The organism is Afipia sp. GAS231, assembly GCF_900103365.1.
Taxonomy (GTDB): domain Bacteria; phylum Pseudomonadota; class Alphaproteobacteria; order Rhizobiales; family Xanthobacteraceae; genus Bradyrhizobium.
This window is the reverse complement of record NZ_LT629703.1, coordinates 234689-259181: the sequence shown is the minus strand read 5'-3', so window position 1 is coordinate 259181 and position 24493 is coordinate 234689. Positions and strand designations below refer to the sequence as shown.

At 63.5% G+C, this 24493-nt stretch carries 26 protein-coding genes; 16 read left to right on the top strand and 10 right to left on the bottom strand.

Annotated elements, in window-relative coordinates; translation table 11 throughout:
- Nucleotides 1-242 precede the first annotated feature (242 nt).
- Nucleotides 243-407 (top strand): Flp family type IVb pilin, encoded by a 165-nt coding sequence (locus BLS26_RS01165; RefSeq protein ID WP_092507696.1) that lies wholly within the window; start codon nucleotides 243-245, stop codon nucleotides 405-407.
- A gap of 9 nt (nucleotides 408-416) precedes the next feature.
- On the opposite strand, the gene BLS26_RS01160 is transcribed toward BLS26_RS01165, so the two are convergent.
- The 5 genes from BLS26_RS01160 to BLS26_RS01140 form a co-directional block, all read right to left on the bottom strand.
- Entirely contained in the window at nucleotides 417-671 is a 255-nt protein-coding gene (locus BLS26_RS01160) for a hypothetical protein (RefSeq protein WP_092507694.1), read from the bottom strand.
- A gap of 105 nt (nucleotides 672-776) precedes the next feature.
- Complete coding sequence (gene moaC / locus BLS26_RS01155; RefSeq protein WP_092507692.1) at nucleotides 777-1310, bottom strand: cyclic pyranopterin monophosphate synthase MoaC; 534 nt, start codon at nucleotides 1308-1310, stop codon at nucleotides 777-779.
- A gap of 3 nt (nucleotides 1311-1313) precedes the next feature.
- Nucleotides 1314-2135, bottom strand: a complete 822-nt coding sequence (gene trpC / locus BLS26_RS01150) for an indole-3-glycerol phosphate synthase TrpC (protein ID WP_092507690.1) — start codon at nucleotides 2133-2135, stop codon at nucleotides 1314-1316.
- Nucleotides 2136-2152: 17 nt separating this feature from the next.
- On the bottom strand, nucleotides 2153-3166 hold the full coding sequence (trpD, locus tag BLS26_RS01145) for an anthranilate phosphoribosyltransferase (protein ID WP_092507688.1): 1014 nt from the start codon (nucleotides 3164-3166) through the stop codon (nucleotides 2153-2155).
- A gap of 48 nt (nucleotides 3167-3214) precedes the next feature.
- Entirely contained in the window at nucleotides 3215-5116 is a 1902-nt protein-coding gene (locus BLS26_RS01140; RefSeq protein WP_172804520.1) for a peptidylprolyl isomerase, read from the bottom strand.
- Between the two features lie 251 nt (nucleotides 5117-5367).
- Here BLS26_RS01140 and tpiA point away from each other — a divergent pair, with 251 nt between their 5' ends.
- Nucleotides 5368-6120: a triose-phosphate isomerase gene (tpiA, locus tag BLS26_RS01135; RefSeq protein ID WP_092507686.1), complete on the top strand. Its 753-nt coding sequence runs from the start codon at nucleotides 5368-5370 to the stop codon at nucleotides 6118-6120.
- A 49-nt stretch (nucleotides 6121-6169) separates the two neighbouring features.
- Here tpiA and BLS26_RS01130 read toward each other — a convergent pair whose 3' ends face one another.
- Both BLS26_RS01130 and BLS26_RS01125 read right to left on the bottom strand, forming a co-directional pair.
- Nucleotides 6170-6703, bottom strand: a complete 534-nt coding sequence (locus BLS26_RS01130) for a GNAT family N-acetyltransferase (protein ID WP_092517481.1) — start codon at nucleotides 6701-6703, stop codon at nucleotides 6170-6172.
- 4 nt (nucleotides 6704-6707) lie between these two features.
- Entirely contained in the window at nucleotides 6708-7274 is a 567-nt protein-coding gene (locus BLS26_RS01125) for an XRE family transcriptional regulator (protein WP_092507684.1), read from the bottom strand.
- Between the two features lie 223 nt (nucleotides 7275-7497).
- On the opposite strand from BLS26_RS01125, the gene secG reads away from it, so the two are divergent.
- The 5 genes from secG (at nucleotide 7498) to BLS26_RS01100 (ending at nucleotide 12286) form a co-directional block, all read left to right on the top strand.
- Nucleotides 7498-7890 (top strand): preprotein translocase subunit SecG, encoded by a 393-nt coding sequence (gene secG / locus BLS26_RS01120; RefSeq protein ID WP_092507682.1) that lies wholly within the window; start codon nucleotides 7498-7500, stop codon nucleotides 7888-7890.
- A gap of 166 nt (nucleotides 7891-8056) precedes the next feature.
- Nucleotides 8057-9688: a CTP synthase gene (locus tag BLS26_RS01115; RefSeq protein ID WP_092507680.1), complete on the top strand. Its 1632-nt coding sequence runs from the start codon at nucleotides 8057-8059 to the stop codon at nucleotides 9686-9688.
- A gap of 94 nt (nucleotides 9689-9782) precedes the next feature.
- A complete protein-coding gene (locus BLS26_RS01110; protein WP_092517479.1) occupies nucleotides 9783-10109 on the top strand; it encodes an NIPSNAP family protein in 327 nt (108 codons plus the stop codon).
- Nucleotides 10110-10200: 91 nt separating this feature from the next.
- The gene (gene kdsA, locus BLS26_RS01105; RefSeq protein WP_092507678.1) at nucleotides 10201-11064 is read left to right on the top strand and encodes a 3-deoxy-8-phosphooctulonate synthase; all 864 of its coding nucleotides are present in this window, start codon (nucleotides 10201-10203) and stop codon (nucleotides 11062-11064) included.
- 16 nt (nucleotides 11065-11080) lie between these two features.
- Nucleotides 11081-12286 (top strand): MFS transporter, encoded by a 1206-nt coding sequence (locus BLS26_RS01100; protein ID WP_092507676.1) that lies wholly within the window; start codon nucleotides 11081-11083, stop codon nucleotides 12284-12286.
- Between the two features lie 6 nt (nucleotides 12287-12292).
- Here the strand turns inward: BLS26_RS01100 and BLS26_RS01095 are convergent, their stop codons facing one another.
- The 3 genes from BLS26_RS01095 to queF form a co-directional block, all read right to left on the bottom strand.
- Nucleotides 12293-13270, bottom strand: coding sequence for a hypothetical protein (locus tag BLS26_RS01095; protein WP_092507674.1), 978 nt, complete (start codon nucleotides 13268-13270; stop codon nucleotides 12293-12295).
- A gap of 48 nt (nucleotides 13271-13318) precedes the next feature.
- On the bottom strand, nucleotides 13319-14122 hold the full coding sequence (locus BLS26_RS01090; RefSeq protein ID WP_092507672.1) for a hypothetical protein: 804 nt from the start codon (nucleotides 14120-14122) through the stop codon (nucleotides 13319-13321).
- 105 nt (nucleotides 14123-14227) lie between these two features.
- Nucleotides 14228-14707, bottom strand: coding sequence for a preQ(1) synthase (queF, locus tag BLS26_RS01085; protein WP_092507670.1), 480 nt, complete (start codon nucleotides 14705-14707; stop codon nucleotides 14228-14230).
- 133 nt (nucleotides 14708-14840) lie between these two features.
- Between queF and eno the strand changes: the two genes are divergently transcribed.
- From eno to lpdA, 9 genes are all read left to right on the top strand, one after another.
- Nucleotides 14841-16124, top strand: a complete 1284-nt coding sequence (eno, locus tag BLS26_RS01080) for a phosphopyruvate hydratase (RefSeq protein ID WP_092507668.1) — start codon at nucleotides 14841-14843, stop codon at nucleotides 16122-16124.
- Between the two features lie 47 nt (nucleotides 16125-16171).
- Nucleotides 16172-17308: a zinc-binding dehydrogenase gene (locus BLS26_RS01075; protein WP_092507666.1), complete on the top strand. Its 1137-nt coding sequence runs from the start codon at nucleotides 16172-16174 to the stop codon at nucleotides 17306-17308.
- Between the two features lie 183 nt (nucleotides 17309-17491).
- Entirely contained in the window at nucleotides 17492-18046 is a 555-nt protein-coding gene (locus BLS26_RS01070; protein WP_092507664.1) for an NADPH-dependent FMN reductase, read from the top strand.
- A 231-nt stretch (nucleotides 18047-18277) separates the two neighbouring features.
- Complete coding sequence (locus BLS26_RS01065; RefSeq protein ID WP_092507662.1) at nucleotides 18278-18595, top strand: septum formation initiator family protein; 318 nt, start codon at nucleotides 18278-18280, stop codon at nucleotides 18593-18595.
- Nucleotides 18596-18791: 196 nt separating this feature from the next.
- A complete protein-coding gene (gene pdhA, locus BLS26_RS01060) occupies nucleotides 18792-19817 on the top strand; it encodes a pyruvate dehydrogenase (acetyl-transferring) E1 component subunit alpha (protein ID WP_092507660.1) in 1026 nt (341 codons plus the stop codon).
- A 45-nt stretch (nucleotides 19818-19862) separates the two neighbouring features.
- Nucleotides 19863-21248, top strand: a complete 1386-nt coding sequence (locus BLS26_RS01055; protein WP_092507658.1) for a pyruvate dehydrogenase complex E1 component subunit beta — start codon at nucleotides 19863-19865, stop codon at nucleotides 21246-21248.
- Nucleotides 21249-21253: 5 nt separating this feature from the next.
- On the top strand, nucleotides 21254-21559 hold the full coding sequence (locus tag BLS26_RS01050; RefSeq protein ID WP_092507656.1) for a DUF5076 domain-containing protein: 306 nt from the start codon (nucleotides 21254-21256) through the stop codon (nucleotides 21557-21559).
- Nucleotides 21560-21561: 2 nt separating this feature from the next.
- Nucleotides 21562-22917, top strand: a complete 1356-nt coding sequence (locus BLS26_RS01045; RefSeq protein WP_092507654.1) for a pyruvate dehydrogenase complex dihydrolipoamide acetyltransferase — start codon at nucleotides 21562-21564, stop codon at nucleotides 22915-22917.
- Nucleotides 22918-23044: 127 nt separating this feature from the next.
- A complete protein-coding gene (gene lpdA, locus BLS26_RS01040) occupies nucleotides 23045-24463 on the top strand; it encodes a dihydrolipoyl dehydrogenase (RefSeq protein WP_092517477.1) in 1419 nt (472 codons plus the stop codon).
- Nucleotides 24464-24493 lie beyond the last annotated feature (30 nt).

Below are 24493 nucleotides of genomic sequence, written 5' to 3'. Positions count from 1 at the left end.
CGCGGCGAGATGGAGTTGACGTTAGCAAGTCTGGTTAATGAAGCGTTATCCCGGTTGCTGCGGCGGCCTGCGGCAACTGCAGAAGTTGCCGCTTCGAGCAGGGCCGCGGCGGAAGGACTTGCCGGCCGGCCGGGCAGGCAACGAACGCTTCACCATCTAACCTGCTGAACGTGTTGAGGCGCGCAGCTGGCATGCGACTTGCGAGTTCTCTTTGCGCAACGGTTCAGTGAAATGAGGACGTCATCAAGAAAATGCTGAAGCAATTCATCGCTGACGAGAGCGGCGCAACGGCCATCGAGTATGGATTGATCGCAGCCGGCATCGCGATTGCGATCGTACCGGCGCTGAACGGGGTCGGCAGCAGTCCCAAGGTCAAGTTCACGACCATCAGCACCTCGCTGAAGTGATCGTTCAGATTAGCGGGACGTCGAGGTCCGCGATCGCTTCCTGACGACGCCGACCGTTTGGTCGCGCGGCATCGGGTCGCCCTGGCTGAGGCGGCGCTGATAGTTGCTGTCGGTATAGGGGTTGCCCGGGCCCTTGTTCTGGCAATTGGCGTTTGGATAGAAGAACGCGCAGTAGCCGGGTTCGGAGATCACCTGCTGTGCCATCGCCGGTCCCGTGATCACGGCCAGTACGGCGGCGGCGCTGAGAAGCCTGGATATCGACATCGGATTCCTCCTCGTGAAGGTCCCACGAGAGACAACCCCGTCGGCGCCTGCGGCATTCCTCGCCGCGCCGGTCACACAAGCGTGACCGCTGCGACGCGCCCGGCCTCAGTCCCCGGCGCGATAATGTCCTGACTTGCCGCCCTTTTTCTCGAGCAGGTGGATGCCCTCGATGCGGACGCCGCGTTCGACCGCCTTGATCATGTCGTAGATCGTGAGACACGCCACCGACACTGCGGTCAGCGCTTCCATCTCGACACCGGTGGGCCCCGTGACCTTCACGGTGGCGCGGACGATGCAGCCGGGAAGCTTGTTGTCCGGTGTGATGTCGAGCGTCACTTTCGAGAGCGCCAGCGGGTGGCACAGCGGGATCAGATCCGAGGTGCGCTTCGCGGCCATGATGCCGGCAATGCGGGCGGTGCCCAGCACGTCGCCCTTCTTGGCGTTGCCGGAAACGATCAGCTCCAGCGTCGCTTTGGTCATGACGACGCGGCCTTCGGCGACCGCGATGCGTTCGGTCGCCGGCTTGGCCGACACGTCGACCATGCGCGCTTCGCCGGAGGCGTCGATATGGGTGAGGGCGGTGCCGCCTTTGGAAGGCTGATCTTTGGAGGTCTTGTCTTTGGAAGTTTTGCGCGCCATCTGCTAGCGGGTTCCGGTGGCGCGCGGCGCGTCGGTGCGGGCCAGCAGCGCGCGGGTTGCCGCCGTCACGTCGGCCTGCCGCATCAGGCTTTCACCGACCAGGAAGGTCGACATCCCGACGCGCGCGAGGCGGGCGAGATCGGCGGGTGCAAAGATACCGCTTTCGCCGACCATCAGGCGGTCTTTCGGGATCAGCGGCGCCAGCGTCTCGCTGGTCGCCAGCGTGGTCTCGAAGGTGCGCAGATTGCGGTTGTTGACGCCGATCATCGGCGACCGAAGTTTTAGCGCGCGATCTAGTTCGGCGCGGTCGTGGATTTCGATCAGCACATCCATGCCGAGCTCAATCGTCGCGTCCTCGATATCGCTGGCCGCGGCGTCGTCGAGGGCTGCCATGATGATCAGGATGCAGTCGGCGCCGTGGGCGCGGGCTTCCACCACCTGATAGGTGTCGAACACGAAATCCTTGCGCAGCACCGGCAGGCTGGTCGCCGCGCGCGCCGCCACCATGAAATCGAGATGGCCCTGGAACGAGGGCGTGTCGGTCAGCACCGAGAGGCAGGCCGCACCGCCGGCTTCATAGGCTTGGGCGAGCACCGGCGGATCGAAATCGGCGCGGATCAGCCCCTTGGAGGGCGAAGCCTTCTTCACCTCCGCGATCAGCGCATAGTCGCCGCGCGCGAGTTTCTCGCGGATCGCGCGCACAAAACCACGCGGCGGCGAGGCCACCTTGGCGCGCGCCTCGACCTCGGTCAGCGGGTGCGCGCGCTTGGCGGCGGCGATTTCCTCGCGCTTGTACGTCTCGATCTTGGTCAGGATATCGGACATGTCAGGCGCTCCCGCGGTCAGCCGTTGGAAACCGCGATCAGGTGTTTGAGCCGTGTTGCCGCAGCACCGGTGTCGAGCGACGTGGTGCCGAGCGCCACGCCTTCCTTCAAATCCTTGGCGCGACCGGCGACAATCAGCGCGGCTGCGGCGTTCAGCAAAGCAACGTCGCGATAGGCGCTCGGCTTGCCGTTGAGCACGCTTTGCAGCGCCACTGCGTTGGCATCGGCGTCGCCGCCCTTGAGGCCTTCGCCACCGGCGCGGGCAAGGCCAGCGTCCTCCGGCGTCACCTCGAAGGTGCGGATGTTGCCGTTCTCGAGGCTTGCCACGAAACTCGGGCCGGTGAGGGTGATCTCATCTAACCCGTCGGAGCCGTGCACCACCCAGACGGATTCGGAGCCGAGATTCTTCAGCACCTGCGCCAGCGGCTGCACCCAGTGCCTTGAGAACACGCCGACCATCTGCCGTTTGACGCCGGCCGGATTCGAAAGCGGCCCGAGCAGATTGAAGATGGTGCGGGTGGCGAGTTCGACCCGGGTCGGGCCGACATTCTTCATGGCGGGATGATGCGACGGCGCGAACATGAAGCCGATGCCGGCCTCCTTGACGCAGCGGCCGACTTGCTCCGGTGTCAGGTCAAGCTTGACGCCGAGCGAGGCCAGTACGTCGGCGGCGCCGGAGCGCGACGACAGCGCGCGGTTGCCGTGCTTGGCGACCGGCACGCCGGCGCCCGCGACGATGAAGGAAGCGCAGGTCGAGACGTTGACCGAGCCGGAACCGTCGCCGCCGGTGCCGACCACGTCGACGGCATCCGCGGGCGCGGTGACCCGCAGCATCTTGCCGCGCATCGCCGATACCGCGCCGGTAATCTCGTCGACGGTTTCGCCGCGCACCCGCAGCGCCATCAATAGTCCGCCCATCTGCGAGGGGGTCGCCTCGCCCGACATCATGCTGTCGAAGGCGGATGCCGCTTCGTCACGCGACAGTGTCGCACCGGTGGCGACTTTTCCGATGATAGATTTCAGGTCGTCCATCGCGTGCTTTCGGGCAAATGCTTTCAGGCAAGTACTATCAGTATTGTGTCAGTTATTAGCGCCCGTCACCTGCGCGAAGGCGGCCTGATTGATTGACGTGCCGATTTCGGATTCGATCTTGGTTACGTATTGCGCGACCTGTTCGTCGGTCAATCCGCGCTGCAACGTCTCCTTGAGCTTTTTCATCTCGTCGGACGCGGCATCGACCTGCGGCACGCTGACATCGGTGACGCGGAACACGATCCAGGCGCTGCCGCCGGCGTCAGGCGTCTGCCCGACGCCATCCTTGGGCGTGCGGAAGGCGGCGGTGACGACGGAGGAAGGCACGCCGGCCGGCGAAGCGTCGCGGCGGAAATCCCTTGCGGTTTCGACCTTGGTTCCGATCGCGCTGGCTTCCGCGGCGAGCGTGGCGCCTTGCTCGAGCTTTTGCACCATCTCGGTCGCCTTCGCCCGCAGTTTGGCCGAGATCTGGTCTTCGCGCCATTTCGCCTCGATCTGGTCCTTGACCTCGTCGAGGGTGCGCTCGCGCGAGGGCGTGACGCCGAGCACGTCGAACCAGACATAACCGCCGCGGAACTGGATCGGATCGTTGTCGACGCCGACGTCGCTGTTGAAAGCCTGCGAGACCACGTCGAGACCCTGCGGAATATTGGCCACCGGCTGTCCGGTCGGCAGGCGACCCGAGCGATCGACGGCGTCGATCGTCACGGCTGATAGCCCGAGCTTTTGGGCGGCTTCCACCACGTTGGAGCCGCCGCTGCGCTCGTCTTCCATCTTGTTCTGGATTTCGGTGACCTTGGCGCGTGCGCGCTCGGTCGCAAGTTGCTTCTTCACCTCGGGCGCGACGCTTTCGTAGGTGGGGGTGACGCCCGGTTCGATCTTGCCGATCTTGACCAGCGCCACACCGAATTGGCCCTTGATCGGCTGGCTGATCTCGCCAGTCGGCAGTGAGAATGCAGCATCGGCGATTGCGGGATCGATGATCGCGGATTTCGTGATCAGGCCGAGGTCGACGTCGGTCAGATTGAGGTTGCGCTCCTTGGCGAGGTCGTCGAACGACAGCCCGCCGGTGACGCGGCTGCGAGCGGTCAGCGCTTCCTCTTCATTCGGAAACACCATCTGCGACACTTCGCGCTTCTCCGGCGTTCCGATCTTGTCGCGGCGCAGCTCGAACACCTTCTTGGCATCCTCGTCGGAGACCTCGCTCCATTTGCCGATCTCTTCGGGATTGATCACGACAAAGGCCAGCTTGCGATATTCGGGCGCGCGGAACTGGGTCTTGTGGTCCTCGAAATAGGCGGCCAGCGTCTCGGGCGAGGGCGCCTCGATGGTGCCGGCCTGGGCGGCGTCGAGCTTGAGATAGTCGATCGAACGCTGCTCGTTCTGGAAGCGGGTCAGCGCGTCCATCATCACTTTCGGCGGCTCGAGGCCTGCGGAAATCGTGCCCGCGATCTGGCGCCGCAGTCCGACGCGCCGCTGTTCGGCGAGATAGCGCTGTTCGGTGTAGCCGAACTGCCGGATCGCAGCCTGGAAGCGCGCCGGCTCGAAGGTGCCGCCCAGTCCCTTGAAATTCGGGTCGGCGTAAATTGTCCGCATGGTCTCGGCTTCGGACTGGCCAAGCCCCATGCGCCGGGCTTCCTCGTCGAGGGCGGCTTCGGCGATGGTCTGCTGCAGCACCTGGCGGTCAAGCCCGAAAGCGCGAGCCTGGTCCATGGTCAGAGGGCGGCCGAAACTGCGGCCAAGCTGCTGCAGCTTGTCGGTATAGATCTGGCGGAACTGCTCGGTCGAAATCTCGGTCTTGCCGACTTTGGCGAGCGAGGACTGGCCGAACCCCTTGAAGATGTCGGCGATGCCCCAGACTCCGAAACTGACGATCAAAACGCCCATGACGACGCTCATGATCGCCTTGCCGAGCCAATTTGATGAGGCCTTGCGTATTCCTCGAAGCATGGGTCCAACTTGTCTGATTAGGAGGGAACCGGGTCGCGCCTTGCCCCGATCCCGAATGGGTACCGAAAAGGGCGTCACCGAGTTGATAAAGCATCATAAAGTGGCAACGTCCCGGTCGCAACCCGACCGGCGCGGGCCAATTGAAGCGGTTAACGGCCGGGGATCGCCTCGGCCTGCATCTGGAACTGGCCGCAAGCCTCTGCTAGCGCATCTCTAACACTGACATTCATGAAATTTGCGAGAGTTTTGACATGACCGACGCCATCCGGCCGCTGATCGCGGGCAACTGGAAAATGAACGGCCTGAAATCGGCCGTGGCTGAATTCGATGCCATGATCGCAGGCGCCGCCGCCATGGCCGCCAAGGCCGATTTGCTGGTCTGCCCGCCGGCGACGTTGATCGCGGGCTTTGCCGACAAGGCCAAGGGGTCCAAACTCGGGGTTGGTGCGCAGGATTGTCATCCCAAGGCCTCCGGGGCCCATACCGGCGATCTCTCGGCGGAAATGCTGGCCGATTCCGGCGCCGGCGCCATCATTGTCGGCCATTCCGAGCGGCGCGCGGACCATGGCGAAACCGATGCGCTGGTGCGCCAGAAGGCCGAGGCGGCCTGGCGAGCCGGATTGGTCGCCATCGTCTGTATCGGCGAGACCCAAAAGCAGCGCGATGCCGGGCAGACCTTGGACATCTGCGGCGGCCAGCTTGCCGGCTCGCTGCCTGATGGTGCGACCTCTGCCAATCTGGTGGTGGCCTATGAGCCGGTCTGGGCGATCGGGACCGGGCTGACGCCCACGACCGGAGATGTCGAGCAAGTTCATCGGTTTATCCGGGGAGTCCTGACCGATCGATTTAAGGCCGAAGGCGGCAAGGTCCGCATTCTCTACGGCGGCTCGGTAAAACCCTCGAACGCTGCGGAGCTGATGGCGGTTGCCAACGTCAACGGCGCCCTGGTCGGCGGCGCCAGCCTGAAGGCTGCGGATTTTCTGGCGATCGCGGCGGGATGCTAAATGCAAAATCGCGAAACAACCCCATGCAAAGTAGAATGACGCCGCTAGCTCAGGCGGGAACGGTGTCCTGCAACCGCTTCCAGTAGATCAGCGTGCCGGTGAGGCCGCCATGCGGCTTCAGCGCATAGTCCGGAATGATCCCGGTTAGCCGGAATCCCAGTCGCTCGTAGAGGCCGGCTGCGCCTTCATCTGAGGCGGTATCGAGCACCAGGAGCCAGCGTCCATGTTCGAGCGCGAGACGCTCGGCCGCGCGCAGCAACGCCGTGGCGACGCCGCGATGGCGGTGACTGAGGCGCGTCATCATCTTGGCGATCTCGGCGCGATGCGGCTGGTTCGGCGGCAAATTCAGCAACAGCGTGACGGTTCCGATCAGACTCTCGCCGTCGAATGCGCCGAGGACGATCCGTTCGCCGCGTGCCGCCGCACCAAGCGAGTCCCGCCAGAACGTTTCGGCGGCTTGCAGCGGCATCGGGTGCATGAAGCTGACCGAACCGCCATGCGCGACGGTCTCCACCAGCATTTCGCTCAATGCCGTGATCGTGTCCGGCGAAAACGTGAGGGGTGCAATTCTGATCGGCGGCATGGTGTCAGCTCCGGGCCAGTGCAACGACGTAGACACAGGGCGCCGCGCTCTCATTGGCAAAGGTCGTTTCCGCCGGCGCGCCGAATCCGAGGCAGTCGCCGGCGCCAAGCTCGTGCCGCTCGCCGGCCTCGGTGATGACCAGCGCGCCAGACAGCACCCACAGGGTCTGGCGGATATGGGCGTAGGATGACGCTGGCAGCGTGACACGCTGCTTGGCCGGCATTTCGACTCTGACGATTTCGATCGGATTGTCGGGACGGCTGAATACCTGCCGGCGCAGGTAACCGGTCTCGGGATCGCGCCATATCGGTTGGTCGGCGGCCCGCGAAAGCCGTTCGCCCTGGCCCTCTGCACGCAGCATCAGGCCCGCCAGTGTCAGGTCGAAGGCGCTCGCCAGCCGCACCAGTACGACGGCGGTCGGTGAGACCTCGGCGCGCTCGATCTTGCTGATGGTGGCCTTCGACACCCCCGAACGTTCGGCGAGATCGGCCAGCGACCAGCCGCGGCTGTCGCGTTCGAGCCGGAGCCGGTGGGCGAGGCGGTTGCTGAGATCGTCTATAATAGTATCCATATGTCTAGTATAAGAGAAATTCGGATGGCCTCAAGCCCGAATTGAACGGATTGGGCTGGGCCGAATTCCTTGTCCCCAAAGGCCGCGGCAATTATCTCCCGGGCAGCCGTTGGGGGTGACAATGCCCCTGTCGATCGTGTAACACCGCGCAACTTCAGGAAAACCCGCAAGCCCCTCAAGCAGCCGAAGCCCGGCGCTGTCGGCTTGTGACGGAAGGTTAGAGATGCAGACCGTCATTATCGTCGTTCACCTCATGATCGTTTCCGTGCTGATCGGCGCGGTGCTGCTGCAAAAGTCCGAAGGCGGCGGCCTCGGCATGGGTGGCGGCGCCGGCTTCATGTCGAGCCGCGGCACCGCGAACCTGCTGTCGCGCACGACAGCCATTCTCGCGGGTCTTTTCTTTCTCACCAGCATGGCTCTCGCCTGGATCGCTGGCGCCGATCGCAAGCCAAGCTCGATTCTCGGCACCGCACCGACGACGCAATCGCAGCCCGGCGGCGCTTCGCCGATCACGCCGCCGACCTCTGGCGGCCTCCTGGATTCGCTGAAGAAGGCGGACGAGCAGCAGGCCCCGCCGGCGGCTCCCTCGGGTCCGCAGGCGCCGCGTTCGCAATAAAGCAGGGTGGCTATGCAGGACGGCGTCTACTGTCCTGCATCAGAACTTCCCATCAATGCTCTGATATCGCTTTAAATTTCACGTCACCCACAGCCCGGCAAATAGTTTGCCCAGGTCAGCGATTCGTTTTTGCGAATCGGGGCAGTGGCCTTAAAGGTTGAGTCCCATGGCGCGGTACATATTCATCACCGGCGGCGTGGTTTCTTCGCTCGGAAAGGGTCTGGCTTCAGCGGCACTCGGTGCCCTGCTGCAGTCCCGCGGGTACAAGGTCCGTCTCCGAAAGCTCGACCCCTATCTCAACCTCGATCCCGGAACGATGTCGCCGTATCAGCACGGCGAAGTGTTCGTGACCGATGACGGCGCCGAGACCGATCTCGATCTCGGCCATTACGAGCGTTTCACCGGCCGGCCGGCCACCAAGGCCGACAACATCACCACCGGGCGCATCTACCAGGACATCATCACCAAGGAACGCCGCGGCGATTATCTCGGCGCGACTATCCAGGTGGTGCCGCACGTCACCAACGCGATCAAGGAATTCGTGCTTTCGGGCAACGATGAATACGATTTCGTGCTGGTCGAGATCGGCGGCACCGTCGGCGACATCGAGGGCCTGCCGTTCTTCGAGGCGATCCGCCAGCTCAAGAACGAGCTGCCGCGCGAACACGCCGTTTACATTCATCTGACGCTGCTGCCGTTCATTCCGAGCGCCGGCGAACTCAAGACCAAGCCGACGCAACACTCGGTCAAGGAACTTCGCTCGATCGGTATCCAGCCGGACATCCTGCTGTGCCGCACCGATCGGGAAATTCCGAAGGAAGAGCGGCGCAAGCTCGGCCTGTTCTGCAACGTGCGCGAAAGCGCCGTCATCGAGGCGCGGGACGTCGACAACATCTACGCCGTGCCCGAGGCCTATCACGCCGCCGGCCTCGATGACGAAGTGCTGGCCGCATTCGGCATCACGCCGAAAATTCCGCCGGCACTGCAGAGCTGGAACGTCATCAACGAACGTGTTCGCAACCCCGAAGGCGCCGTGACCATTGCCATCGTCGGCAAGTACACCGGCATGAAGGACGCCTACAAATCGCTGATCGAGGCGCTGTCGCATGGCGGCATCGCCAACAAGGTGAAGGTCAATCTCGACTGGATCGAGAGCGAGGTGTTCGAGCACGAGGATCCGGCGCCGTTCCTCGAACACGTCAACGGCATCCTGGTGCCCGGCGGCTTCGGCCAGCGCGGTGCCGAGGGCAAGATCCGCGCGGCGCAGTTCGCCCGGGAGCGCAACGTGCCGTATTTCGGCATCTGTTTCGGGATGCAGATGGCTGTGATCGAAGCCGCGCGCAATCTGGTCGGCATCGAGGACGCCAACTCCACCGAGTTCGGTCCAACGAAAGAGCCGCTGGTCGGCCTGATGACGGAATGGCTGCGCGGCAACGAGCTCGAAAAGCGCTCGAAGGTCGGCGACCTCGGCGGCACCATGCGGCTCGGCGCCTATCCGGCGGCGCTGAACCGCGGCAGCCGGGTATCGCAGGTCTACGGCGGCGCCACCGAGATTTCGGAACGCCACCGTCATCGCTACGAGGTCAACACCGCCTACAAGGACCGGCTCGAGCAGCACGGCCTGCGCTTCTCGGGGCTCTCGCCCGACGGCGTGTTGCCGGAGATCGTCGAATACGAGGACCATCCCTGGTTTATCGGCGTGCAATTCCACCCCGAACTGAAGTCGCGGCCGTTCGAGCCGCATCCCTTGTTCGCGTCGTTCGTTCAGGCGGCGGTGGTGCAGTCGCGGCTGGTTTGATCCCCACCACCGGTTGTCTTTGACGAACGCGCCAATTGTTGCGACAAACCGCTCCCGTGACCTGCAAGAACAATAAATCGAGGGAGTGAAGCCGATGATTATGGAAATGCGCGTCTATCGCTGTCTGCCGGGCCGCCTGCCGGCACTGATGAAACGCTTCGACACGCTCACGCTGAAGCTGTGGGAAAAGCACGGCATCAAGCAGGCCGGGTTCTTCACCACGCTGATCGGCACCTCCAATCAGGAACTGACCTATTTCGTGGCCTGGGATTCGCTCGCCGATCGCGAAAAGAAATGGACGGCATTTCAGTCCGATCCCGACTGGATCGCCGGGCGGGCCAAGTCTGAGGAAGGCGGCCAGATCATCGACAACATCGTCAGTCAATTGCTGGTGCCGACGCCATTCTCGTCGGTGAAGTAACCGGCTACGCAACCCTGATATTCAGGGGCCTTACGGGGTTGATCCTGATAGCGCGGACCGGCATGGTCCGCGCCGGAAGAAGGAAAATCCCTTGAACGTCAATTCACCAGCTGCGCCAATCGTGTCCGTCGGCCCGGTCAAATTCGGCAACGATCTGTCGATGTCGATCATTGCCGGACCGTGCCAGCTCGAGAGCCGGGCGCATGCGCTGGAAGTGGCGGGCGCGCTGAAAGAGATCGCGACACGGCTCAAGATCGGCCTCGTCTACAAGACCTCGTTCGACAAGGCCAACCGCACCAGCGGCACCGCCGCGCGCGGCATCGGGCTCGCCCAGGCGCTGCCGATCTTTGCCGAGATCCGCTCCTCGCTGGGATTGCCTGTGCTCACCGACGTGCACGAGGCCACGCAATGTGCCGAGGTGGCGCAGGCGGTGGACGTGCTGCAGATCCCGGCCTTCCTGTGCCGGCAGACCGATTTGCTGCTCGCCGCGGCCGCGACCGGCAAGGTCGTCAACATCAAGAAGGGCCAGTTCCTGGCGCCGTGGGACATGGCGAATGTCGTTGCCAAAATTACCGGCGGCGGCAATCCGAACGTACTGGTCACCGAGCGCGGCGCGTCCTTTGGCTACAACACGCTGGTATCCGACATGCGCGCGCTGCCGATCCTGGCGCGCACGACCGGCGCGCCGGTTATTTTTGACGCCACCCACTCGGTGCAACAGCCGGGCGGGAAGGGTGCCTCATCCGGCGGCGAGCGTGAGTTCGTGCCGGTGCTGGCGCGGGCGGCGGTCGCGGTCGGCGTCGCCGGGGTCTTCATCGAAACCCATCCCGATCCCGATCACGCGCCGTCGGATGGTCCCAACATGGTGCCGCTGCGGGACTTCGAAGCGCTGATAAAAACCCTGATGGGATTCGACGCACTCGCCAAAAATCTCGTCAAGAAGCCGATCAGTTGATGCCGCGGTTACGATCGTGACCGCGTCGAGCCGTCTGCCGCCGGCGCTCAACATCATCACGCTTGCGACCTTCGCGGCCAGCCTGTCGGCGCGCGCCCTCGATCCGGTGTTGCCGCACGTCGCCGACGATTTCGGTATCAGCATCGCGACCGCAGCAAGCTTCGCCTCCGTCTTCGCCTTCACGTTCGCGATCATCCAGCCGGTGCTGGGTGCGGCCGCCGACCTGTTCGGCAAGGCGCGGCTGATGGTGGTGTGCCTGATGCTGCTCGGCGTTGCCAACATCCTCGGCGCGATGTCGACCTCGTTCTGGCTATTGTTCGCCTCGCGGATTCTGGCCGGCATTGGCTCCGGCGGCGTATTTCCGGTGGCGCTCAGTCTCACCAGCGATCTGGTCGGGCCCGAAAAACGGCAGATCGCGATCGGCCGCACGCTGATGGGTTCGATGACCGGCAACCTGCTGGGCGCATCGGTCTCGGGCCTGATCGGCGATTTCCTGGGCTGGCGCGGCGTGTTGGCCGTGCTCGGCGTGTTGGTCATCGTCGCCTCCGCCGCGGTCCTCATGGGTTTTCGCGGCGCCGCGCTGACGCAGCCGCCCAGGACCAACCTTGCGGCGCTGCGCCATGGCTACCGCACCATCTTCGCCAATCCCAATGTCTTTTGTTACGCGGCGGTGTTCCTCGAGGGCTGCTGCGTGCTCGGCCTGTTTCCCTATATCGCATCGTTCCTGTTCGATCTCGGCGAAACCTCGCTCTCGATCGCCGGCATCGTGATCGCGGGCTTTGCTATCGGCGGCCTGGTCTACACGCTGACCGTTTCGCGGTTGCTCCCGAGGATCGGCGTCAACGGCATGATGATCGCAGGCGCTGCACTGGTCGGGCTGCAGCTCATGGCGGTCGCGGCGGGACCGGGATGGAAACTGCAAACCCTGAGCCTGATCTTCATGGGCTGGGGTTTCTACATGATCCACGGCTGCCTGCAGGTGTTCGCCAGCGAGCTGTCGGTGGAAGCGCGCGCGACCGCGCTGTCGTTGCATTCGTTTTTCTTCTTCATGGGCCAGACCATCGGGCCGATCGCCTACGGCTTCGGCATCCTGCACGCCGGTAAGACCCCGACCTTGCTCGCCGCCGCCGCTGTCATCATCGCGCTCGGCTTTGTCTGCGCGAAGCTGTTGCGTCAGACGCGGCCGGCGGACGCGGCGGCGAGGCCCGACGTCGCGCCCTAGCGCGCGCTATTTTTCGATTGCCTCCGCCAGCAGCACCTGCGCCTGCCTGGTTGCTTCGGCGAATGACGGCTGTTGCGGGGCGCGCTGGGTGAAGCACTTCTTGTAGGCGTCTTCGCCTTGCTGCCTGAAGTCGGGGAGCTTGTCGTAGGCCTTCTTGCCGATGCGATTGGAATTGAGATCATCGCCAGCCTTTTCGGCCTTCTTGTTGTAGTCGGCCTTGATCGCCAGGCAGGCCGGGATTTCCACCTTGGGCTTGATCGTGCTGTAGGCGACGTAAGCCTTGCCGTTCGCCAGCGCCGAAACGAACACTTCATCCGCCGCTTCGGGCGCGGTGTCCTGGGTTCGTCCGCTCAACATCGCAACGGCAAGGGTAGCGGAAGTCGGTTTGGCGATCGGCAATTCGTTGAAGTTGATCACCGCTGCGTCCGTCGAAATCGCCTGGGTGTAGAACGCTTCTTCCTTCAGCGCCGTTGCCGTCTGCGGCGATACGTTCTTGACGTCCGCGGTGTTCTTGCCCCACCAGTCCTTGTGTCCGCGCAACCAGCGCTCCAGCAGCGACTGCGTCGTGACGATGATGTGCGACTTCGGTTCGACATACTTGCCGTCGGCGCCGTTTTCGCCGGCCTTCTCGCCGTTTTCGCCGACGAGTGAGTCGTAGCGCAGGCCGTCGAGCAGGCCAAAGCCCTGGTCGCCCTTGGAGTAGGCGTCGAGGTTGAGTTTGGCCGGGCCAAATCCCTTGCGATCGGGTTCGGCCAAAATCGCCTTCATCTGCGCGAAGAGATCGGGGCCGGCAGCCTTTTCGGCCTTCTCGGCCTCATCGTCCTTTTTAGCGTCATACAGTTTCGAGATTTTCGCGATCGCAGCGTCGCGCGCCGCGATGTAGCGGTCCTCGGGCGAGACGGGTGCGGCGTTGGCGTTCGAAAGCATCCCCAGCAGGCAGGATGCAGCGGCCAGTCGGATGACGACGGAAGCTGGATTTTTCATGTGCGGTGGTCGAAATGACAGGTTGTTCGGTTCATCGCGGATGTCTAGCTATCTTCCAAGGGCAGCAGTCAGCAGGGCCTGAGCCTGCGCGATCGCTTGCCTGAAGGCAGGTTCCTTGGGCGCGCGCTGCCTGAAGCAGCGCGCATAGGCCTCGTCGTCCTCCGGCTTGGCTTTCTTCTGGGCAACGCAGGCCGCAACCCTGACCTTTGGCGTGATCGATCCCTCGGCGACATAGACCTCGCCGTTGGCGATGGCGGCAACGATCACTTCACCCGAGGCATCGGGCATTTCGGATTGGGTCCGCGCCGCGAGCATGGCGTAGGCAAACGTCGCACCGGAAGGTTTTGCAATCGGCAGCGAAGCGAATTTGACCACCGCCGAGCCGTTCGAGATCGCCCTTGTGTAGGCGCTTTCGTCGCCGAGCGCCTTGGTTGTCGCTTGCGGAATTTCCTTGTGGGCGCGCAGCCAGCGCTCGAACATCGTTCCCGTGGTGACGACGATCTGCGACTTCGGCTCGATGTACTTGTCGTTCTTGCCGGTGCTGCCGGCCTTCTGTCCGTTCTCGCCGAGCAGGGACTCGAAGCGCAGGCCGTCCAGCGTTCCGAAGTCTTCGTCGCCCTCGTAGTAGCTTCCGATATTCGGCTTGGCCGGGCCAAAGCCCTGGCGATCGCCTTCGGCCAGGATCACCTTCAGCTGTGCGAGAAGATCTGCTGTGGCAGCCTCTTCGGCCTTGGTGGCCTCGTCGCCCTTGCTGTCGTCATACAGCTTCGAGATTTTTTCGATCGCGGCATCGCGCGTAGCAATATAGCGGTCCTCGGATGAGGCCGGCGCGGCGGAGGCGCTCGAAAGCATCCCCAACAGGCAGAGAGTTGTGGAAAGTCGGATGACGACGGAGGGCGAGATTGGCATGTGCGGTGGTCGGAACGGCCGGCCGTTCGGTTCAACCAGCCGTTCGGTCTAACCTCGCCCGCGATAGGGCGCGACGCCCTGATCGGGCATCCACATGCCCTTGGGTAGTTTGCCGGTCTGCCAGAACACGTCGATCGGGATGCCGCCGCGCGGATACCAGTAACCGCCGATGCGCAGGTATTTCGGCTTGATCTCGGCGGCGATGCGCTTGCCGATCATGACGGTGCAATCCTCGTGGAACGCGCCGTGGTTGCGGAAGCTGGCGACATAAAGTTTCAGCGATTTGGACTCGAGCAGCCAGCTTCCGGGCACGTAATCGATCATCAGATGCGCGAAATCCGGCTGGCCGGTGACCGGACAGAGCGAGGTGAATTCCGGCGCAGTGAAGCGGACCACGTAATTGGTGTCGGCCTGCGGATTGGGAACGCGGTCGAGTTTGGCCTTTTCCGGGCTATCCGGCCATTGCACGGCGCGGCCGAGTTGCAGGCCGGCTGACGACTTCTTGGCTTTAGCGGGGGATTTCGACATCAGGGATCTCCGTTGCGGCCGTATTAGACAATTCGGCCGCCAGCGTCACGGGCGAGGGCGGCCTTTTCCGCACCGCAACCTTGCTGTAGAAGCAGCGCCAAACGTCCTTACCCGCCAATCCCATGAGGCTCCCATGACCGCCATCGTCGACATCATCGGCCGCGAAATTCTCGATAGCCGCGGCAATCCCACCGTTGAAGTCGATGTGGTGCTGGAAGACGGCTCGATCGGCCGCGCCGCGGTGCCCTCCGGCGCCTCGACCGGCGCCCATGAGGCGGTGGAACTGCGGGACGGCGACAAGAACCGCTATCTCGGCAAGGGCGTGCAGAAGGCGGTCGAAGCCGTCAATGGCGAAATCTTCGAGGCGCTGAGCGACCAGGCGGTCGAGGAACAAGTCCAGATCGACCAGATCATGATCGACCTCGACGGCACGCCGAACAAGAGCCGGCTTGGTGCCAACGCCATCCTCGGCGTTTCGCTGGCCTGCGCCAAGGCGGCGGCCGAATCCTTCGACATGCCACTCTATCGCTATGTCGGCGGCACCTCGGCGCGTACCCTGCCGGTTCCGATGATGAACATCATCAATGGTGGCATGCATGCCGACAACCCGATCGACTTCCAGGAATTCATGATCCTGCCGGTCGGCGCGGCGACGTTTGCCGAAGCGCTGCGCTGCGGCTCGGAAATCTTCCATACATTGCGCGGCGAACTGAAGAAGGCCGGCCACAACACCAATGTCGGCGACGAGGGCGGCTTTGCGCCGAACCTGCCGTCGGCGGATGCTGCGCTCGATTTCGTGGTCGGCGCCATCGGCAAGGCCGGCTACACCGCCGGCAAGGACGTCATGCTCGGGCTCGATTGCGCCGCGACCGAGTTCTTCAAGGATGGCGCTTACGTCTATGGCGGCGAGAACAAGACCCGCTCGCGCTCCGAGCAGGCAAAATATCTTGCCGATCTGGTCGCGCGCTATCCGATCATTTCGATCGAGGACGGCATGTCCGAGGACGACATGGACGGCTGGAAGGAGTTGACCGACATCATCGGCAGCAAGTGCCAACTGGTCGGCGACGACCTGTTCGTCACCAACGTCACGCGCCTTGCCGACGGCATCAAGAATGGCCGCGCCAATTCGATCCTGATCAAGGTCAACCAGATCGGCACGCTGACGGAGACGCTCGCTTCGGTCGAGATGGCCCACAAGGCCGGCTACACCTCTGTGATGTCGCATCGCTCCGGCGAGACCGAGGATTCCACCATCGCCGACCTCGCCGTCGCCACCAATTGCGGCCAGATCAAAACCGGCTCGCTGGCGCGCTCCGACCGTACCGCCAAGTACAACCAGTTGCTGCGCATCGAGCAGCAGTTGGGCGCGCAGGCGAAATATGCCGGCAAATCGGTGTTCAAGGCACTGGCGTAAGGCGCCGGCGCATCCAGATATAACAAATACAAACGGGAGGATTTGCGATGAGTGACGGCAAGACCGGGCTGCAACTGCGTTCGCTGCTCAAGAAGAGCGGCGAACTCGAACTGTCGCTGATGAATATCCCGACGCCCGAGCCGGCCGAGGACGAAGTCGTGGTCCGCATCGAGGCGACGCCGATCAACCCGTCCGATCTCGGGCTCCTGATCGGTCCGGCCGACATGTCGACCGCGGTCGTCTCCGGTTCGAAAGACGCTCCCGTGATCACCGCGAAGATGCCGGACGCAGCGGTGAAGATGATGGGCGCGCGGCTCGATCAATCGCTGCCGGTCGGCAACGAGGGCGCCGGAACGGTGGTCCGGACCGGATCGTCGGATGCCGCCAAGGCGCTGATGGGCAAGACGGTCTCCGCCATCGGCGGCGCGATGTACTCGCAATATCGCACCATGAAGGTGAGGGACGTGATGGAGCTGCCGGCCGGCGCCACCGCTGCCGACGGCGCGTCGTGGTTCGTCAATCCGCTGACGGCGCTTGGCATGACCGAGACCATGCGGCGCGAGAACCACAAGGCGCTGGTACATACCGCGGCAGCCTCCAACCTCGGGCAGATGCTCAACAAGATCTGCCTCAAGGACGGCATCGGCCTCGTCAACATCGTCCGCAGCAAGGAGCAGGCCGACATCCTGCACAAGATCGGCGCCAAGCATGTCGTCGATTCCACTGCGCCGACCTTCATGGACGATTTGACCAACGCGCTGGTTGAGACTGGCGCCACCATCGCGTTCGACGCCATCGGCGGCGGCAAGCTCGCCAGCCAGATCCTGACCGCGATGGAAATCGCGGCCAACAAGACCGCCAAGGAGTACAGCCGCTACGGTTCGAGCGTGTTCAAGCAGGTCTATATCTACGGCAGCCTCAACACCGGTCCGACCGAATTGAGCCGGGCGTTTGGCCTGACCTGGGCGGTCAGCGGCTGGCTGTTGACGCCGTTCCTGCAGAAGATCGGCCCGGCCGACATCGGCCGGTTGCGCCAGCGCGTGGCGTCCGAGTTGAAGACCACCTTCGCCAGCCATTACACCCAGGTGGTGTCGCTGCCCGAAGTGCTGCAGATGTCCAACATCGCCGTCTACAACAAGCGCGCCACCGGCGAGAAATTCCTGATCAACCCCGCCAAGGGCTGAGGGGGCTGAGGGCTATTGGTGGTCCCGACGACTTCGCAGGCCGCCCGAAGGGCGGCCTGTTTGTTTGGGTCACCATTGCGCGAACCCAACGTTTCCAAAATTGCTCGTTTCATGCACTTGCATCTTTTTGCCGATCTGGCTTAAGTGCGCGCCGGACGTTTCAGCTTCACGAGGGAAAATTCAATGGCCACCCACACCATCGTCACCATCGCCGGCAGTCTTCGCAAGGAGAGCTTCTCGCTCAAGATCGCCAATGCACTGGCCAAGCTGGCGCCGGCGTCGCTGAAGCTCGAGGTCATGACCCCGCAGGGGATTTCCAACTTCAGCCAGGACGAGGAAGCCGCACCCCCGGCCGATTGGACCGCGTTCCGGGAAAAGCTGCAAAAGTCGCACGGCGTCCTGTTCGTAACCCCGGAATATAACCGCTCGATCCCCGGCGTGCTGAAGAACGCCATCGACGTCGGCTCGCGGCCCTACGGCAAGAGTTCGTTCCTCGGCAAGCCGGTCGGCATCGTCTCGAATTCCCCGGGCCCGCTCGGCGGCGTCAGCGCGGCCAAGCACCTGCAGAACATCCTGCCGGGCATCACCGGTCCGATCATGGCACAGCCCGAAATCTACCTGAACGGCGTCGGCGATGCCTTTGACGACAAGGGCCAGTGCACCAAGGAATCGTTGCAGAAGGTGTTGCAGCAGTACATCGACGCCTTTGCGGCGTTTGTTGAGAAGCAGCATCGGTAAGAGCGGGCCGAACTCTTTCCGCGTCATTGCGAGCGAAGCGAAGCAATCCAGTCTTTCTTTTTGAAGGGCTGGATTGCTTCGTCGCTTCGCTCCCTTGCACAAACGCGTCGCGTTTGTTGCAGGCAGTGACGGGGATGGGCCTTCGATCGTAATGACGGTCGAATTGCCTAGTTTTTACGCGGGGACGTTGCTCTTAGCATTCTCTTAACCAGACCGTCGCATCTTGGCGCCATGGTCTCCCGCACCCGACTGAAATCGCTGCTTACCGGGCTCGCCCTCTACACGATGGCGGCGCTGATGGTCGGCTATTTCGGCGTCAACGCCTATACCGGCAAATACGGGCTGAACGCGCGCCAGGAGCTCGATCAGGAGATCATCGCGCTGACATCGGAATTGGCGCGGCTGAAGCGGGAGCGGGCGCAGGGCGAGCAGCGGGTTTCGCTGCTGCGGTCGGACCGGGTCGACCCCGACATGCTGGACGAGCGCGCGCGCTTCCAGCTCGACTACGCCAATCCGCGCGACCTCGTCCGGACCGTCACGCCACGCTGACGCACGCAAGGGCGTGCACGTCAGGACGGCGTGGAAGGTTCGTCCGCAAATTTCAAAAATCTGCAAAATCAATTTCGAAAATGTCGCGTCTCGTTGCAGTGCGGCATAGCAATATTTTCTCCAGCGCACGCAATCCTTTCACGGCGGTTTGAGTTGAGATAGAGAGGGCTGATCGTCTCTCTCATCCGGAATTGCCATGGCCGCACCCAAGAAAAGCGTTGAGAAGGAAGCAGGGCAGGAGAAGGCAAAGGGGTCGTCCCCACCGGAATTCACCAGGGCGCAGGAACTGGCCGCACTCCGGGACATGCTGTTGATCCGCCGCTTTGAGGAAAAGGCCGGCCAGCTCTACGGCATGGGTGCGATCGGCGGCTTCTGCCACCTCTATATCGGCCAGGAAGCCATCGTTGTCGGTATGCAGATGGCTCTGAAAAAGGGCGATCAGGTCATAACCGGATACCGCGACCACGGCCACATGCTGGCATGTGGCATGGAAGCCAACGGCGTGATGGCTGAACTGACCGGACGCCGGGGCGGCTATTCCAAGGGCAAGGGCGGCTCCATGCACATGTTCAGCAAGGAGAAGAATTTTTACGGCGGCCACGGCATCGTCGGCGCCCAGGTTTCGCTCGGCACCGGTCTCGCTTTCGCCAACCGCTATCGCGGCAATGATGCCGTCAGCCTGGCCTATTTCGGTGACGGCGCCTCGAACCAGGGCCAGGTCTACGAAAGCTTCAACATGGCGGAGCTGTGGAAGCTCCCGGTGATCTACGTCATCGAAAACAACCGTTACGCCATGGGCACCTCGGTGACGCGCTCCTCGGCGCAGACCGATTTCTCCAAGCGCGGCATCTCCTTCAATATTCCCGGCCAGCAGGTCGACGGCATGGACGTTCGCGCCGTCAAGGCCGCGGGCGATGAAGCTGTCGCCTGGTGCCGCGCCGGCAAGGGCCCGTTCATCCTGGAAATGCAGACCTATCGCTACCGCGGTCACTCGATGTCGGATCCGGCCAAGTACCGCACCCGTGAAGAGGTCGAGAAGGTCCGCAACGACCAGGACCCGATCGAGCAGGTGCGCAACCGCCTGCTGGCGGCCAAGGTCACCGAGCAGGAGTTGAAGGCCATCGACGCCGAGGTGCGCGAGATCGTCAACGCGTCCGCGGATTTCGCCCAGCACGATGCCGAGCCGGATCCGTCCGAGCTTTGGACCGATATCTATCGCTAATTCTACCGCGCAGACCAAAACGTAAGACTGACTTCGGGAGCAGATATGCCCATTCAAGTGTTGATGCCTGCGCTGTCGCCCACCATGGAAAAGGGCAACCTTGCCAAGTGGCTGAAAAAGGAAGGCGAGACCATCAAGTCCGGCGATGTCATCGCCGAGATCGAAACCGACAAGGCGACGATGGAAGTCGAGGCGACCGATGAGGGCACGCTCGGCAGGATCCTGATCGCCGAGGGCACGGCCGACGTGGCCGTCAACACCCCGATCGCGACCATTCTGTCGGATGGCGAGAGCGCCGCCGATCTCGACAAGGCGCCGGCGGCGGCGCCCGCAAAGCAGGAGAAGGCCGAGGCGCCCGCAGCCAAGGCGGAAGCGCCTCAGCCGGCGGCGCACGCGGCACCGGCCGCTGCCGTCGCCGAACCCGATCCGGAAGTGCCCGCCGGCACCGAGATGGTGACGATGACCATCCGCGAAGCCTTGCGTGACGCGATGGCCGAAGAAATGCGGCGCGACCCTGATGTCTTCATCATGGGCGAAGAGGTCGCGGAATATCAGGGCGCCTACAAGGTCACCCAGGGTCTGCTGCAGGAATTCGGCGACAAGCGCGTCATCGATACGCCGATCACCGAGCATGGTTTCGCCGGCATCGGCGTCGGTGCGGCGATGGCCGGACTGAAGCCGATCGTCGAATTCATGACCTTCAACTTCGCCATGCAGGCGATCGACCATATCATCAATTCCGCGGCCAAGACGCTGTACATGTCGGGCGGCCAGATGACCTGCCAGATGGTGTTCCGCGGTCCGAACGGGGCTGCGTCCCGCGTCGCTGCCCAGCATAGCCAGGACTACTCGGCCTGGTATTCGCAAGTACCCGGCTTGAAGGTGGTCGCACCGTATTCGGCCGCCGACTACAAGGGGCTGTTGAAGGCCGCGATCCGCGATCCCAATCCGGTGATCTTCCTCGAAAACGAAATGCTCTACGGCCACACCGGCGAGGTGCCGAAGCTCGACGATTACGTGATCCCGATCGGCAAGGCGCGGATTGTCCGCTCCGGTGGCCATGTAACCCTGATCTCGTGGTCGAACGGCATGTCCTATGCCTTGAAGGCCGCCGACGAACTCGCCAAGGAAGGCATCGAGGCCGAGGTGATCGACCTGCGCACGCTGCGCCCGATGGATACCGAGACCATCGTCGCCTCGGTCAAGAAGACCGGCCGCGCGGTGACGGTGGAAGAGGGCTGGCAACAGAGCGGCGTCGGCGCCGAGATCGCCGCCCGCATCATGGAACATGCCTTCGATTATCTGGATGCGCCGGTGGCGCGGGTGTCGGGCAAGGACGTGCCGATGCCGTATGCCGCGAACCTCGAAAAGCTCGCACTGCCCACCGTGGCCGACGTGGTCGCGGCCGCCAAAGCCGTGTCGTATCGGTAAAGTTCATGGCTGGTCCCAACGAACAGCCACTGCCGCCTGACGTGATCGGCCGCGAGGACGCGATCGAAGTGTTGCGCGCGTTCGTGGTCGATGGCGGGCTCTCGATTGCGTTTCAGCGCGCGTTCGAGGAGCCTGATATGTGGGGCTTGCTGCTGGTCGATATCGCCCGCCACGCCGCGCGCGCCTATGGACGCGAGGCCGAATACACCGAGGACGAGGCGCTGGGGCGCATCGTCGATATGTTCGAAGCCGAAATCAATCGTCCGACCGACGTGGGCTCGACCACGCCGCGGTCGCAACAAGGTCACTGACAATGCCGATCAACATTTTGATGCCCGCGCTGTCGCCCACCATGGAAAAGGGCAATCTTGCCAAGTGGCTCAAGAAAGAGGGCGACAAGGTCAAGTCCGGCGACGTGATCGCGGAGATCGAGACCGACAAGGCGACGATGGAGGTCGAGGCGGTTGACGAAGGCACGATCGCCAGAATTCTGGTGCCCGAAGGCACGCAGGATGTGCCGGTCAACGATATCATCGCCGTACTGGCTGGCGATGGCGAGGACGTGAAGGCGGCCGGCGCGGCACCCGCGCCGAAGGCTGCAGCGGCCCCGGCCGCGCAACCGGCGCCGGCAGCAGCGCCTGTTGCCGCAGCTCCTGCGCCGAAGCCCGCCGCACCGGCTCCAGCGCCGCAGGCTGCCGCACCGGCGGCGCAAGCCACCACGCAAGCCAACGGCCACGCCCGGGTGTTCTCGTCACCGCTGGCCCGGCGTCTCGCCAAGGAAGCCGGCATCGAGATCGGCCGCATCACCGGCTCCGGCCCGCACGGCCGTATCGTCGCCCGCGACGTCGCCGACGCAAAATCTGGCAAGGGCCTGAAGGCGCCGGCGGCAGCACCGAGCCCGGGTGGCGCGCCTGCGATTGCGCCGGCGATGAGCGACCAGCAGATCCTCTCGCTGTTTGAGCCGGGCTCCTACGAAACCGTGCCGCATGACGGCATGCGCCGGACCATCGCGCAACGCCTGACGGCGGCCACGCAGTCTATACCGACGTTCTATCTCACCATCGACTGCGATATCGGCCGGCTGCTCGACGCGCGCGAACAGATCAATGCCGCTGCGCCGAAGGACAAGGAAAAGAAACCGCTCTACAAGCTCTCGGTCAACGACTTCGTCATCAAGGCGCTCGCGGTCGCCCTGCAGCAGGTACCGAACTGCAATGTCAGCTGGACCGAAGCCGGCATGCTCAAGCACAAGCATTCCGACGTCGGCGTCGCGGTCGCGATGCCCGGCGGTCTGATCACACCGATCATTCGCAATGCCGAGACCAAGTCGCTCTCGACGATCTCGAACGAGATGAAAGACCTCGCGGCGCGCGCCCGCACGCGAAAGCTCAAGCCGCAGGAATACCAGGGCGGCACGTCGGCGGTTTCCAACCTCGGCATGTTCGGCATCAGCCACTTCACCGCCGTGATCAACCCGCCGCAGTCGACCATCCTCGCGGTCGGCGCCAGCGAGGAGCGGGCGGTGGTGCGCAACGGCAAGGTCGAGGCCGCGCATGTCATGAGTGCGACGCTGTCCTGCGATCACCGTGCCATCGACGGCGCGCTCGGCGCCGAGTTGATCGGCGCCTTCAGACGGCTGATCGAAAATCCCGTCATGATGATGGTGTGACGTCAGTCATTGCGAGCGCAGCGAAGCAATCCATTCACCGCCGGAAGTATGGATTGTTTCGTCGCAAGTGCTCCTCGCAATGACGGAAGCGGAAGTCCGGTTGAACGATGAGAACGAGCGCATAGCCATGGCCGATACATCCTTCGACGTCATCATCATCGGCTCCGGCCCTGGCGGCTACGTCACCGCGATCCGCGCCGCCCAGCTCGGCCTGAAGACCGCGATTATCGAAAAATCCTATCTCGGCGGCATCTGCCTGAACTGGGGTTGCATCCCGACCAAGGCGCTGCTGCGCTCGGCCGAGATCTACCACTACATGAAGCACGCCAAGGATTACGGGCTGTCGGCCGACAACGTGTCGTTCGACCCGAAGGCCGTGGTGGCGCGCTCGCGCGGCGTCTCGAAGCGCCTTAATGACGGCGTCGGCTTCCTGATGAAGAAGAACAAAGTGACGGTGATCTGGGGCGACGCCTCGATCGACGCGCCCGGCAAGGTCACTGTGAAGAAATCCGCCGTCGAGGCGCCGAAGGGCGCGCTGGGCGAGGGCGCCTACCAGGCCAAACACATCATCCTCGCCACCGGCGCGCGGCCGCGCGTGCTGCCGGGGCTGGAGCCCGACAAGAAACTGGTCTGGACCTATTTCGAGGCGATGGTGCCGGAGAAAATGCCGAAGTCGCTGCTGGTGGTCGGCTCCGGCGCGATCGGCATCGAGTTCGCATCGTTCTTCCACACCATGGGCGCCGCCGTCACCGTGGTCGAAGTGCTGCCGCAGATCCTTCCGGTCGAGGATGCCGAGATCGCAGGCCTGGCGCGCAAGCAGCTGGAGAAGCAAGGCATCAAGATCCTCTCCAACACCAAGGTCACAAAACTGGACAAGAAGGCCGACAGCGTCGTCGCCACCATCGACGACGGCAAGAAGCCTGAGACGGTCGAGTTCGATCGGGTGATCTCCGCGGTCGGCGTGGTCGGCAATATCGAGGGCCTCGGTCTCGAAAAGCTCGGCGTCAAGACCGATCGCGGCTGCGTCGTGATCGACGGCTACGGCAAGACCAACGTATCAGGCATCTACGCCATCGGCGATGTCGCGGGACCGCCGATGCTGGCCCACAAGGCCGAGCATGAAGGCGTGGTCTGCATCGAAGCCATCAAGGGACTTCACCCGCACGCCATGGACAAGAACCTGATCCCGGGCTGCACCTACTGCCATCCGCAGGTCGCGTCGGTGGGATTGACCGAGGCCAGGGCGAAGGAGGGCGGTCGCGAAATCCGGGTCGGTCGTTTCCCGTTCGTCGGCAACGGCAAGGCGATCGCGCTCGGCGAGGACCAGGGCCTGGTCAAGGTGATCTTCGACAAGAAGACCGGGCAATTGCTGGGTGCGCACATGGTCGGCGCCGAAGTCACCGAACTGATCCAGGGCTATGTGGTCGCGATGAATCTCGAGACCACCGAAGAAGAACTGATGCACACGATCTTCCCGCATCCGACCCTGTCGGAGATGATGAAGGAAGCGGTGCTCGACGCGTATGGCCGTGTGTTGAATATGTAAGGTCTATCCCCGTCATTGCGAGCGAAGCGG

Bases quoted from the DNA above. Each gene is read 5' to 3' on its own strand.
- BLS26_RS01075 (WP_092507666.1), top strand. From the start codon at position 16,172: ATGAGTGACGGCAAGACCGGGCTGCAACTGCGTTCGCTGCTCAAGAAG.
- BLS26_RS01045 (WP_092507654.1), top strand. From the start codon at position 21,562: ATGCCGATCAACATTTTGATGCCCGCGCTGTCGCCCACCATGGAAAAG.
- BLS26_RS01070 (WP_092507664.1), top strand. From the start codon at position 17,492: ATGGCCACCCACACCATCGTCACCATCGCCGGCAGTCTTCGCAAGGAG.
- eno (WP_092507668.1), top strand. From the start codon at position 14,841: ATGACCGCCATCGTCGACATCATCGGCCGCGAAATTCTCGATAGCCGC.
- lpdA (WP_092517477.1), top strand. From the start codon at position 23,045: ATGGCCGATACATCCTTCGACGTCATCATCATCGGCTCCGGCCCTGGC.
- secG (WP_092507682.1), top strand. From the start codon at position 7,498: ATGCAGACCGTCATTATCGTCGTTCACCTCATGATCGTTTCCGTGCTG.
- trpD (WP_092507688.1), bottom strand. From the start codon at position 3,166: ATGGACGACCTGAAATCTATCATCGGAAAAGTCGCCACCGGTGCGACA.
- BLS26_RS01125 (WP_092507684.1), bottom strand. From the start codon at position 7,274: ATGGATACTATTATAGACGATCTCAGCAACCGCCTCGCCCACCGGCTC.
- BLS26_RS01065 (WP_092507662.1), top strand. From the start codon at position 18,278: ATGGTCTCCCGCACCCGACTGAAATCGCTGCTTACCGGGCTCGCCCTC.
- BLS26_RS01095 (WP_092507674.1), bottom strand. From the start codon at position 13,270: ATGAAAAATCCAGCTTCCGTCGTCATCCGACTGGCCGCTGCATCCTGC.
- BLS26_RS01160 (WP_092507694.1), bottom strand. From the start codon at position 671: ATGTCGATATCCAGGCTTCTCAGCGCCGCCGCCGTACTGGCCGTGATC.
- BLS26_RS01140 (WP_172804520.1), bottom strand. From the start codon at position 5,116: ATGCTTCGAGGAATACGCAAGGCCTCATCAAATTGGCTCGGCAAGGCG.
- pdhA (WP_092507660.1), top strand. From the start codon at position 18,792: ATGGCCGCACCCAAGAAAAGCGTTGAGAAGGAAGCAGGGCAGGAGAAG.
- moaC (WP_092507692.1), bottom strand. From the start codon at position 1,310: ATGGCGCGCAAAACTTCCAAAGACAAGACCTCCAAAGATCAGCCTTCC.
- trpC (WP_092507690.1), bottom strand. From the start codon at position 2,135: ATGTCCGATATCCTGACCAAGATCGAGACGTACAAGCGCGAGGAAATC.
- queF (WP_092507670.1), bottom strand. From the start codon at position 14,707: ATGTCGAAATCCCCCGCTAAAGCCAAGAAGTCGTCAGCCGGCCTGCAA.
- tpiA (WP_092507686.1), top strand. From the start codon at position 5,368: ATGACCGACGCCATCCGGCCGCTGATCGCGGGCAACTGGAAAATGAAC.
- BLS26_RS01050 (WP_092507656.1), top strand. From the start codon at position 21,254: ATGGCTGGTCCCAACGAACAGCCACTGCCGCCTGACGTGATCGGCCGC.
- BLS26_RS01130 (WP_092517481.1), bottom strand. From the start codon at position 6,703: ATGCCGCCGATCAGAATTGCACCCCTCACGTTTTCGCCGGACACGATC.
- BLS26_RS01110 (WP_092517479.1), top strand. From the start codon at position 9,783: ATGATTATGGAAATGCGCGTCTATCGCTGTCTGCCGGGCCGCCTGCCG.
- BLS26_RS01055 (WP_092507658.1), top strand. From the start codon at position 19,863: ATGCCCATTCAAGTGTTGATGCCTGCGCTGTCGCCCACCATGGAAAAG.
- BLS26_RS01090 (WP_092507672.1), bottom strand. From the start codon at position 14,122: ATGCTTTCGAGCGCCTCCGCCGCGCCGGCCTCATCCGAGGACCGCTAT.
- BLS26_RS01115 (WP_092507680.1), top strand. From the start codon at position 8,057: ATGGCGCGGTACATATTCATCACCGGCGGCGTGGTTTCTTCGCTCGGA.